We start from the raw sequence: 11012 nt of genomic DNA, 5'->3' as shown, positions 1-11012 counted from the left end.
ACCGTCGCGTCGGGGGCGCGGGGCGGCCCGCCGCGGGGCGGGCGCGCCGGGCCGCTGGCGTATCGTCGTGCGCGATGGCAACCCTCGACCAGTGCCGTGCCGCGCTCGACCGGCTGGCGCAGAACCTCTCCGCGGCCGGCGGCGGCGTACGCGGCGCCGCCGCCCTCGACCGCTCGGTCAGCTGCCGGATCACCGACCTGGACGTCACATTCGTGGGACGGCTGGCGCACGGCAGTCTCACGGAGGTGACGAACGTCGCCGGGCCGCCGCCGTACCGGGCGGAGATCCGGCTGTCGATGGCCGGCGACGACCTGGTCGCCCTGGTGGACGGCCGGCTGGACTTCGGCCGGGCGTGGGGCAGCGGCCGGGTCCGCCTGGAGGCGGGCGTCCGTGATCTGCTGCGGCTCAGGACGCTGCTTTGACCGCCGCGGCCCGCTTGCGGGAGGCGCGGGCGTGCCGGGCCGCCGGGATGACCAGCGGGGTGCCGGTCTCGGGGTCGTCGACGACGCGGCAGGCGAGGCCGAAGACCTCCTCGACCAGGTCCGCGGTGACGATCTCGCCGGGCGCGCCCTCGGCGAGGACGCGGCCGCCCTTCATGGCGATGAGGTGCGTGGCGTAGCGGGCCGCGTGGTTGAGGTCGTGCAGGACGGCGACGAGGGTGCGGCCCTGTTCCTCGTGGAGTTCGGCGCACAGGTCGAGGACGTCGATCTGGTGCTGGATGTCGAGGTAGGTGGTCGGCTCGTCGAGGAGGAGCAGCGGGGTCTGCTGGGCGAGGGCCATGGCGATCCACACGCGCTGGCGCTGGCCGCCGGAGAGTTCGTCGACATGGCGGTCGGCGAGGGCGGCGACGCCGGTGGCCGCCATCGACTCGTCCACGACCCGTTCGTCCTCGGCCGACCACTGGCGCAGCAGTCCCTGGTGCGGGTAGCGGCCGCGGGCGACCAGGTCGGCGACGGTGATGCCGTCGGGGGCGACGGAGGACTGCGGGAGCAGGCCGAGGGTCCTGGCGACCTTCTTGGCGGGCAGTGAGGAGATCACCGAGCCGTCGAGCAGGACCGCGCCCGCGGTGGGCCGCAGCATCCGGGACAGGGCGCGCAGCAGGGTGGACTTGCCGCAGGCGTTGGGGCCGACGATGACGGTGAAGGAGTTGTCGGGCACGGCGACCGAGAGGTTCTCGGCGATGACCCGCTGGTCGTAGGCGAGGGTGAGGTTCTCGGCCGTCAGACGGCTCACGTCGGTGCTCCTGGGGTGTCGTCGGTTCGCTGGGGTGAGGGGCGGTGGTGTGGCGGGGGGCCGGGTCCGCCGGGGGTCGGCGTCATATCCGTCCCGCCCGGCGCTCGGTGACCAGCAGCCACAGCAGATAGGCGCCGCCGAGGACGCCGGTCAGCACGCCGACGGGGAGCTGGTCGGCGCCGAACAGCCACTGGCCGCACCAGTCGGCGGCGACCAGCAGTGCCGCGCCCATCAGGGCGGCCGGCAGGAGGACGGGGCCGGGCGAGCGGGTCAGGCGCCGGGCGAGCTGGGGCGCGGTGAGCGCCACGAAGGAGATCGGTCCGGCGGCCGCGGTGGCGGCGGCGACCAGCACCACGGCGGCGAGCAGGACCGTGGTGCGGACCCGGTCGGCGTGGATGCCCAGGGCGCGGGCGGTGTCGTCGCCCATCTCCAGCATCCGCAGCGGCCGCCCGTACAGCAGGATCAGCGGCAGCAGGACGGCGCAGACCGCGGCGAGCGGTCCGACCTGGCTCCAGTCGCGGCCGCTGAGCGAGCCGGTCATCCAGGTGGTGGCGGACGTCGCCTCGACGATGTTCGCCTTGGTCAGCAGGTGGAGGACGACGGCGTAGAGGACGGCGGCGACGCCGATGCCGACGAGGACGAAACGGTAGCCGTGGATGCCGCCCTTCCAGGAGAGCAGGAAGAGGACGAGGCCGGTGCCGAGCCCGCCGGCGACGGCCCCGGCGGCGACGGCGGCGGGTCCGCCGTGGAGGTACACGATGACGAGCAGCGCCCCGACGGACGCCCCCTGGGCGAGGCCGAGGACGTCGGGGCTGCCGAGCGGGTTGCGGGAGACGGTCTGGAAGACGGCGCCCGCGATGCCGAGCGCGGCGCCGGCCAGCAGGCCGACCAGTACCCGCGGCAGCCGCAGCTGGTGGACGATGAACTCCTGGCCCGTGGTGCCGCCGCCGGTGAGGGTGCGCAGCACGTCGGACACGCTCATCGGGTAGTCGCCGGAGCCGATCAGGGCGATGGCGGCGGCCAGCGCGAGGACGAGCAGGACGGCTCCGGCGACGGCGGCGCGGAGGTCCGGGCGGAGGGAGAGCCCGCCGGCGGTGCGCAGCGGGCGGACGCGCCGTGGGGTCCTTTCGGTGGTGTTCACAGCTGGGCCGTCCTCCGGCGTCGTACGAGGTGGATGAAGACGGGGCCGCCGAGGACGGCGGTGACGATGCCGACCTGGAGTTCGCCGGGCCGGGCGGCGACGCGGCCGAGGATGTCGGCGCCGAGCAGCAGGACGGGTGAGAGCACCGCGGAGTACGGCAGGACCCAGCGCAGGTCGGGGCCGGTGAGGGCGCGGACGGCGTGCGGCACCATCAGGCCGATGTAGACGATGGGGCCGCAGGCCGCGGTGGCGCCGCCGCACAGCAGGGTAACGGCGAGCATGGCGAGGACGCGGGTGCGGGTGAGGCGGGTGCCGAGGGCGCGCGCGTGGTCGTCGCCGAGGGCGGCGGCGTTCAGCGGGCGGGCGAGCAGCAGAGCGAGGACGGCGCCGGCGAGGAGGAACGGGGCGATGCGGGTGACGGTCGGCAGGGTGGCCGCGGCGAGCGAGCCGACCGTCCAGAACCGCATCCGGTCCAAGGACGCGGTGTCCATGAGGTTGACGGCCGTGAGGTAGCCGGTGAGGACGGCGGTGAGCGCGGTGCCGGCGAGGGCGAGCCGTACGGGGGTGGCGCTGCGGGTGCCGCCGAGGACGTAGACGGCGGCGGAGACCACCGCGGCACCAAGGAAGGCGAACCACACATAGCCGCTGAGGGAGGTGACGCCGAGGAAGCTGATGGCGGTGACGACGGCGGCGGAGGCCCCGGCGTTGATGCCGAGGATGCCGGGGTCGGCCAGGGGGTTGCGGGTCAGGGCCTGCATCACGGTGCCGGCCAGTCCCAGGGCGGCGCCGGCGAGCAGGCCGAGGAGGGTGCGCGGGAGGCGGACGTCGCGGACGACGACGTCGGTGTCGGTCCCGGAGTAGTGGAACACCCCGTGCCAGACCTGGTCGAGGGGGATCTGCTTGGCGCCGACGGCGATGCCGAGCACGGCGACGGCGGCCAGCAGTGCCAGCGAGGCGAGCAGGCCCGCGATACGGGCCGGGCGCCGACGCACGGTCACCGGGGCCTGGGCCTGGGGCGTTCGGGAGGGACTGTCGACCAACACAACGGTTAGGTTAGCCTACCCTCACATACTTTTCCGTGGCCCTCCCCGGCCGCGGAACCTACGAAAGAGAAGCGCACCACCATGACCACCTTCCGCAGCCCCACCCCGACCCGACGCGGCATCCTGGCCGCGGGCGGCGCCCTCGGCGCCGGCGCACTGCTCGCCGCGTGCGGGGGCGGCACGGGCCAGGAGGGCGGCAAGGGCGGCTCCGGCGGCGGCTCCTGGTCCTTCACGGACGACCGCCGCGAGAAGGTGTCGCTCCCTCACTCCCCGCGCCGCGTCGTCGCGTTCACCGGGACCGCGGCCGCCCTGCACGACTTCGGCGCCGGCGACCGGATCGCCGGCGTCTTCGGGCCGACCAAGCTGAAGAACGGCAAGGCCGACCCGCAGGCCGGCGACCTCGACGTCGAGCGGGTCACCGTCATCGGCAACGCGTACAACCAGTTCGCCGTCGAGAAGTACGCGGCCCTCGCCCCCGATCTGCTCGTCACCAACATGTACGAGCCGGGCGCCCTCTGGTACGTCCCCGACGACCGCAAGGACAAGATCGCGCAGATCGCCCCGAGCGTCGCGCTCACCGCCTCGCGCACCCCCCTCATCAAGATCATCGAACGGTACGCGGAGCTGGCCGCCGCCCTCGGCGCCGACCTGAAGGCCAAGCAGGTCACCGACGCCAAGGCCCGCTTCGAGAAGGCCGCCGCCGCGCTGCGCGCCGCCGCCAAGGCACACCCCGTCAGGGTGCTGGCCTGCTCCGGCAGCGCCGACCTCTTCTACGCCTCCAACCCCGGCGTCAACGCCGACCTCATGTACTTCAAGTCCCTGGGCGTCGACCTCATCGTCCCCGACCGCCTCGACAAGGGCGGCTACTTCGAGAGCCTGAGCTGGGAGAACGCCGACAAGTACAAGGCCGACGTCCTGCTGCTGGACAACCGCACCGCGACCCTCCAGCCCAAGGACCTGGCCGCCAAGCCGTCCTGGGCGAAGCTGCCCGCCGTCAAGGCCGGGCAGATCGCCCCCTGGTCCAGCGAGCCGCGCTTCTCCTACGCGGGCGCGGCACCGCTGCTGGAGTCCCTCGCCGACGCCGTCGCCCGCGCGAGGAAGGTCGCCTGACCCCGGGCGCGGCGGCCGTTCCGCCCCCGGCGCGACGTCCGCCGCGCCCGCCGCATCCCGCCACCCCGCACGGTCCCTGGAGGTTTCCCGCATGACCACCGCCACCGCTCCCGCCGCCGCGCCGTTCCGCTTCTTCGACGTGCGTGTGGTGCGCGCGGCCCGTACGAGCGCCTCCATGGTCCGCGTCACCTTCGCCGGCCCGGACCTCGCCACGCTGGTCTCCGGCGGACGCGACCAGCGCGTCAAACTCTTCCTGCCGCACCCGCACCAGGACGCGCCGGTCCTCGCGGACACCGGCGAGGACTGGTTCGCGGCCTGGCGGGCCCAGGACCCCGCCGAACGCGCGGTGATGCGCACCTACACGATCCGCGCACAGCGCCGCCGTCCCGAGGAGTTCGACATCGACTTCGCGCTGCACGGCGACGGCGGACCCGCCTCCCGCTGGGCCGCCTCCGCCGCCCCCGGCGACCGGCTCACCGTCCTGGCCCCGGTCGTCGAGGACAACGGCGGCGTCGACTTCCGCCCGCCTCGAGGAACCGACTGGGTCCTGCTCACCGGCGACACGACCGCGCTGCCCGCGGTGGCCGGCATCCTCGCCTGGCTGCCACCGGGCACCCGCGCCAAGGTGTGGCTGGAGACCGCCCACGAGGACGACCGGCAGGAGCTGCCCACCCTCGCCGACGCCGATGTCACCTGGGTCGTGCGGGACCCGCACACGTCCGGGGAGCCGGTCCTGGACGCACTGCGCGCCGCGGAACTGCCCGCGGGCACGCCGTACGCCTGGATCGCGGGGGAGGCCGCGACCGTCCGGGAGCTGCGGCGGCATCTCGTCCGCGAGCGCGGCCTCGACCGCCGGGCCGTGAAGTTCACCGGCTACTGGCGGCGCGGCGCCACCGAGGAGGACCTGCTCGCCGAGCTGGCCGCGGGCCCGGCGGCCGCCGACCAGGACTGAGCGGCAGGGTGCCCCGGAGGCCACGGCCCCCGGGGCACCCGTTTCTCACGGGCGGCTCACAGCCCCAGCCGCTCCAGCGCCTTCCCGCCGTCCGCCGCGCAGACGCCCTCGCCCGCGTACGTCCAGGCCGCCGCGCACAGCGCCCGCAGCCCGTCCAGGGGCGCACCCTCCCCCTCCAGTACGAACACCTCGCCGTCGGTGGCGGCGCGCCAGCCGCCGCACCGGAACCCGTCCCCGTCCGCTTCCGGCGCCGGCTGCGGCACCAGCAGTCCGCGCAGATCCGCGTCGACGTACGTGGGGCGGTGCTGCGGCGGCGCGGCCAGTAGCTCGGCGGCGGCGGTGACCCCGGTGAGCACCAGCAGCGAGTCCACCCCGCCGTTGAACGCGCCCTCGATGTCGGTGTCGAGCCGGTCCCCGATCACCAGCGGCCGACGCGCCCCCGTACGCAGCACGGTCTCCCGGTGCATCGGCGGCAGCGGCTTGCCCGCGACCTGCGGGGAGGCGCCCGTGGCGATCCGGACGACCTCCACCAGCGCGCCGTTGCCGGGCGCTATCCCCCGCTCGCGGGGAATGGTGAGGTCGGTGTTGGAGGCGAACCACGGCACCCCGCGCTGCACGGCGTACGAGATCTCCGCGAGGGCGCTCCAGCCCACCGCCGCGTCATAGCCCTGGACCACGGCCGCCGGGTCGTCGTCGGCGGAGTCCACCGGTTCGAGACCGCGCTCGCGCAGCGCGACCCGCAGCCCCTCGCCGCCGACGGCCAGCACCCGGGAGCCGGCCGGCACCTGGTCGGCGATGAGACGGGCGACCGCCTGCGCCGAGGTGATCACGTCGCCGGCCCCGGTCGGCAGGCCGAAGCCGGTGAGCTGGGCGGCGACGGCCTGCGGGGTGCGGGCGGCGTTGTTGGTGACGTACGCCAGGTGCATCCCGCCGTCCCGGGCCGCGGTCAGGGCCTGAACCGCGTGAGCGATGGCCGCTCCCCCGGCGTAGACGACGCCGTCCAGGTCCAGCAGCGCCGTGTCGTACGCCTCACCCGGCGCGCGGTCGCTTCCGCCGGGCCGCCTGCGCACCTGTTCCGTCATGCCGTCCCGCTCCTCACACGCCCGCACCGGGTGCGGACCGCCGCGGTGCGCGGACGGGCGTTCCGGTACGGGCCCCCGGACCCCCGGGTTCCGTATCACCGCCACCACCACCTCGTCGCACACCTGTCCGATATTTTCCGGCCATGTCCTGGCTCCTCTCCGATCATCCCTCACTCCCCGGGAGGCATAGCATTTACCGATGACCACTCGCGACGGCCTCCGCCTCCTCCCGTTCCGCGGCCTGCGTTACGTCCCGGAGCGTGTCAGCAGTCTGACCGCGGTCACCTCACCGCCGTACGACGTGGTGGTCCGCCCCGACGGCGTCCGCGACCTGGAGACCGCCGACCCCTACAACATCGTCCGGCTGATCCTCCCGCACGCCGCCGACCCCGCCACCCGCCACCGCCAGGCCGCCGACACCCTGGCCCGCTGGCGCGCCGACGGCGTCCTCGCCCCCGACCCCCGGCCCGCCCTCTACGTGTACGAGCAGCGCTCCGGCGACGTCCTGCAACGCGGACTGATCGGCGCGCTGCGGCTGGACGGCCCGGTGCTCCCGCACGAGGACGTCATCCCCGAGGTCGTCGAGGACCGCGCGGCCCTGATGCGGGCCGCCGCCGCCCAGTTCGAACCGCTGCTGCTGTCCTACCGGGGCCAGGGCACCGCCACCGGCGCCACCGCCGTCATCGAACGCACCGTCCAGGGCCCCCCGCTGCTCGCCACCACCACCGACGACGGCTTCGCCCACCGCCTGTGGGCCGTCACCGACCCCGCCGACCTCACCGCCGTCGACGACGACCTCGCGGGCCGCCAGGCGCTGATCGCCGACGGCCACCACCGCTGGGCCACCTACCAGCGGCTCTACGCCCAGCAGCGGCGGGAACACGGCGCCGGCCCCGACTCCCCCTGGGCGTTTGGCCTGGTACTCCTGGTGGACACCGCCCGCCACCCCCTCCAGGTCCGCGCCATCCACCGCGTCCTGCCGCACCTGCCGCCCGCCAAGGCACTGGCGCAACTGGCGGGCGCGTTCCGGGTCCGCCGCCTCACCGGCGGCCAGGAGGCCGCACTGGACGAACTGGAGCGCACCCCCGGCACCGCCTTCGTCCTCTCCGGCGGCCCCGACACCTTCCACCTGCTGGACCGCCCGGAACCCGGCCTCCTGGAACGCACCATCCGCCGCGACCGCCCCGAGGCATGGCGCCGGCTGGACGCGACGGTCCTGCACTCCACCCTCCTGGACACCGTCTGGTCCGTCCCCGACCACCCCTCCGACATCAGCTATCTGCACCACACCACGGCAGCCGTCGCCCAGGCCGCCCGCTACGGCGGCACGGCCGTCCTGATGCGCCCCACCTCCGAGGACACCGTCCGCCACCTCGCCCAGAAGGGCGTGACCATGCCCCGCAAGTCCACCTCCTTCGGCCCGAAGCCCGCCACAGGGCTGATCCTGCGGGCGGTGGAGGAGTAGGGGCGGGGGCCGTGATCAAGGCTGGGGTGGGTGCTGGCCAGGCTTGACGCGCATGCCGGCCGTGGCCGGGCTCCGTGCGGCGCGCCCCCGGGCGCCCCCGGGGCGTGCACCGGCCAGGCTTCGCGTGATGCGCCGCGGCCAGGGGACTGACGCATGCGCTGCGGGCCGGTGAGGAGAGGGACGCTTCAGGCTCGCGTCGACCAGTGCCGCAGCCGGTTTCCCGCGGGCCGCCGACGGCCCGGCGGCCGCTTCATACCCGCATCGACGCCGGTCGGGGCGCTCTTCCCGAAGGGCCAGAAAGCCCGCCGGCTCCACGCTTCCCTCACCGCGCGGTCCGCACGCCCCGGTCCCACATCGCCCGTCCCACCGCCGCAGCCCACCCGGCTGCGCCCGCCTGCCGCACGCCACAGCGCCCCAGCCGTACGGCCCTGCCCCGCCCGACACCACAGCGCTCTCCGGGCGCCCCGCCGCGCCGAGCACCGCAATACCATCCAGCCACACCCGCCCCACCGGACGTCGCAGTACCTCGGCCGCCCGTGCCGGACAACCGCCGCTGCCCGAGAAACACCCCCGCCCACCCCGTGAAAGGTCCGCGCATGAACGCCCCGGTCTTCACCCGTACCGACCCGGCGCTCGGAGAGTTCTCCCTGCGCCCGCTCGACCCGTCCGCCGACGCCGCCGTCCTGCACCGCTGGGTCACCCACCCCAAGGCCGTCTACTGGCTGATGCGGGACGCCACCCGCGAGGAGGTCGAGAAGGAGTTCCACCGAATAGCCGACGACCCGTACCACGACGCCTTCCTCGGCCTGCACAACGGCACCCCGGCCTTCCTCATGGAGCGCTACGACCCGGCCCACCGCGAACTGGTCGGCATCCACCCCGCCGCCCCCGGCGACATCGGCATGCACTTCCTCACCGCCCCCACCACCACGCCCCTCCACGGCTTCACCCTCGCCGTCCTCACCACCGTGATGGACATGCTGTTCGCCGACCCCCACACCCACCGCGTCGTCGTCGAACCCGACACCCGCCACACCGCCGTCCACGCCCTCAACAAGGCCGTCGGCTTCGAGGTCCAGCGCATCGTCACCCTCCCCTCCCGCGACGCCTTGCTCAGCACCTGCACCCGCTCCCAATTCCTCACCGCCCGCCACACCACGCCCTAACCGTCATCCCCTCCGCCTCCGCCACGGCCCGCACCGCCCAAGCCTCACGCCCGGTCCGCCGCCACGGCCCGCACCACCACGTCATGTCCCCGGCCTCGGGCTCCCCTGCACGCAACGGGCGCACCCTGCGCACCCCCTGCCACGGCACCTCCCGCCCCAGCCTCCGCCGACCGCCCCTCGAACCACACCGTTCCCGTCCGCAGCGCTCTCCACAGCCCCATCACGCCGCCGCCCGCCCCCGGATACGCCGGAGGGCGGGACCCCCATGGGAATCCCGCCCTCCGGCGTACCGCTCCGGTGCTCAGCCCTGCGCGGGCCGCTCACCATCCTTCTTGTCCGCGTCCGCCGCTTCCCCGGCGACCTCATCGGAACCGCCCTTGACCTGCGCCTCAGCCGCCTCACCCGCACCGGCCTCGGCCTCAGCCACGTCACCAGCGCCGGCCTCCGGCTTCGCCTCGGCGACCTCACCGGCCTTGGCCTCGGGCTCGGCCCCGGCCGCCTCCGACGACTTCGCCACGTCCGAAGCGTCCGACGACTCCGTCTCCACGACGTCCTCGTCCGTCACCTCGTCATCGGCGGACGCCACGGCACCACTGGCCGCCTCACGGCCGCCACCGTCGCCGTCGCCATCCGCCGCGGACTCCGTCTCGACGACCTCGTCCTCCCCGGCCGACTCCTCCAGCACATCGGTGAACTCCACGCCGTCCAGCTCCGCGAGCCGGTCCGAGGCGTCGGTCGTTCCGCCCTGGTCGGCCTCCAGCGCCTTGGCGAACCACTCGCGTGCCTCGTCCTCCCGGCCGACGGCCAGCAGCGCGTCCGCGTACGCGTACCGCAGCCGCGCCGTCCACGGGTGCACGGCGTTCGACGCCAGCTCGGAACTCTGCAGCGTCACGACGGCCGCGTCGGCCTGGCCCATGTCCCGGCGGGCACCCGCGGCGACCAGCCGCATCTCGACCTGCCCGGCCCGGTCCAGCTTCTGCACCTCGGGCTCACCGGCCATGGCCAGCGCCTTCTCCGGCCGGCCCATGCCGCGCTCGCAGTCCGCCATGACGGGCCACAGCTCCGCGCTGCCGGTCATCCGCCGGGCCGCCCGGAACTCGGCGAGCGCCTCGGAGTACTTGCCGACGGCGTACGCGGCGAATCCTGCCGCCTCCCGCACCGCCGCGACACGCGACGCCAGCCGCAGCGCCACCCGGGCGTACCCGTACGCACGCTCCGGGTCCTCGTCCAGCAGCCGCGCGACCATCACCAGGTTCCTGGCGACGTCCTCGGCGAGCGTCTTCGGCAGGCTCATCAGATCCTGCCGCACGTCCTTGTCGATCTCGTCGCCGGTGACGTCGTCCGGAATCGGCAGCCGCTTGATCGGCTCCCGCTCACGACGCTCGTCCCGCCGCTCCTCACGACCGCGACCACCGCCGTACGGTCGACGCCCCGCACGCTCGTCCTCCCGCCGGAAGCCACCACCCCGCCGGTCGTCACGCCGGTCGTCCCGGCGGAATCCGCCCCGGTCGTCGCGGCGCTCGTCCCGCTGGAAACCTCCACGGTCCCCACCACGGAAACCACCGCGATCGTCACGCCGGTCGTCCTTACGGAACCCACGGTCACCACCACGGTCGTCCCGGCGGAACCCACCGCGCTCACCGCCACGGTCCTCGCGGCGGAACCCGCCACGGTCATCGCGGCGCTCATCGCGGCGGAACCCGCCACGCTCGTCGTCACGACGGAACGAGGGACGCTCGTCACGCCGGTCGTCCCGGCGGAAGCCGCCACGGTCCCCACCGCGCTCGTCGTCGCGACGGAACGCAGGCCGGTCGCCGCCG

The 11012-nt window shown here is 74.7% G+C and carries 10 protein-coding genes; 5 read left to right on the top strand and 5 right to left on the bottom strand.

Annotated features, from left to right (window positions below):
* Nucleotides 1-74: 74 nt before the first annotated feature.
* Complete coding sequence (locus tag AC51EU_RS21040) at nt 75-422, top strand: sterol-binding protein (RefSeq protein WP_496268566.1); 348 nt, start codon at nt 75-77, stop codon at nt 420-422.
* On the opposite strand, the gene AC51EU_RS21035 is transcribed toward AC51EU_RS21040, so the two are convergent.
* The 3 genes from AC51EU_RS21035 to AC51EU_RS21025 form a co-directional block, all read right to left on the bottom strand.
* Nucleotides 406-1233, bottom strand: coding sequence for an ABC transporter ATP-binding protein (locus tag AC51EU_RS21035; RefSeq protein ID WP_496268565.1), 828 nt, complete (start codon nt 1231-1233; stop codon nt 406-408). The two genes, AC51EU_RS21040 and AC51EU_RS21035, sit on opposite strands and share 17 nt — an antisense overlap.
* Before the next feature lie 82 nt (nt 1234-1315).
* Complete coding sequence (locus AC51EU_RS21030) at nt 1316-2374, bottom strand: FecCD family ABC transporter permease (protein WP_496268564.1); 1059 nt, start codon at nt 2372-2374, stop codon at nt 1316-1318.
* Nucleotides 2371-3417: a FecCD family ABC transporter permease gene (locus tag AC51EU_RS21025; RefSeq protein ID WP_496268563.1), complete on the bottom strand. Its 1047-nt coding sequence runs from the start codon at nt 3415-3417 to the stop codon at nt 2371-2373. The genes AC51EU_RS21030 and AC51EU_RS21025 overlap by 4 nt, the downstream gene beginning before the upstream one ends.
* An 81-nt stretch (nt 3418-3498) precedes the next feature.
* Here AC51EU_RS21025 and AC51EU_RS21020 point away from each other — a divergent pair, with 81 nt between their 5' ends.
* Nucleotides 3499-4527 (top strand): ABC transporter substrate-binding protein, encoded by a 1029-nt coding sequence (locus AC51EU_RS21020; protein WP_496268562.1) that lies wholly within the window; start codon nt 3499-3501, stop codon nt 4525-4527.
* A gap of 91 nt (nt 4528-4618) precedes the next feature.
* A complete protein-coding gene (locus AC51EU_RS21015) occupies nt 4619-5479 on the top strand; it encodes a siderophore-interacting protein (protein ID WP_496268561.1) in 861 nt (286 codons plus the stop codon).
* Nucleotides 5480-5535: 56 nt separating this feature from the next.
* On the opposite strand, the gene AC51EU_RS21010 is transcribed toward AC51EU_RS21015, so the two are convergent.
* Nucleotides 5536-6561 carry an HAD-IIA family hydrolase gene (locus tag AC51EU_RS21010; protein WP_496268560.1) on the bottom strand — a complete coding sequence of 342 codons (1026 nt, stop codon included), beginning with the start codon at nt 6559-6561 and terminating at the stop codon, nt 5536-5538.
* 199 nt (nt 6562-6760) lie between these two features.
* Between AC51EU_RS21010 and AC51EU_RS21005 the strand changes: the two genes are divergently transcribed.
* Both AC51EU_RS21005 and AC51EU_RS21000 read left to right on the top strand, forming a co-directional pair.
* Nucleotides 6761-8026 carry a DUF1015 family protein gene (locus AC51EU_RS21005; protein ID WP_496268559.1) on the top strand — a complete coding sequence of 422 codons (1266 nt, stop codon included), beginning with the start codon at nt 6761-6763 and terminating at the stop codon, nt 8024-8026.
* Nucleotides 8027-8622: 596 nt separating this feature from the next.
* On the top strand, nt 8623-9192 hold the full coding sequence (locus AC51EU_RS21000; protein WP_496268558.1) for a GNAT family N-acetyltransferase: 570 nt from the start codon (nt 8623-8625) through the stop codon (nt 9190-9192).
* Between the two features lie 301 nt (nt 9193-9493).
* Here the strand turns inward: AC51EU_RS21000 and AC51EU_RS20995 are convergent, their stop codons facing one another.
* Nucleotides 9494-10501, bottom strand: a complete 1008-nt coding sequence (locus tag AC51EU_RS20995; protein WP_496268567.1) for a tetratricopeptide repeat protein — start codon at nt 10499-10501, stop codon at nt 9494-9496.
* Nucleotides 10502-11012: the final 511 nt, after the last annotated feature.

The organism is Candidatus Streptomyces philanthi, from assembly GCF_059553635.1.
The sequence above is the reverse complement of the archived record's forward strand: the minus strand, read 5'-3'. Positions and strand labels throughout refer to the sequence as shown.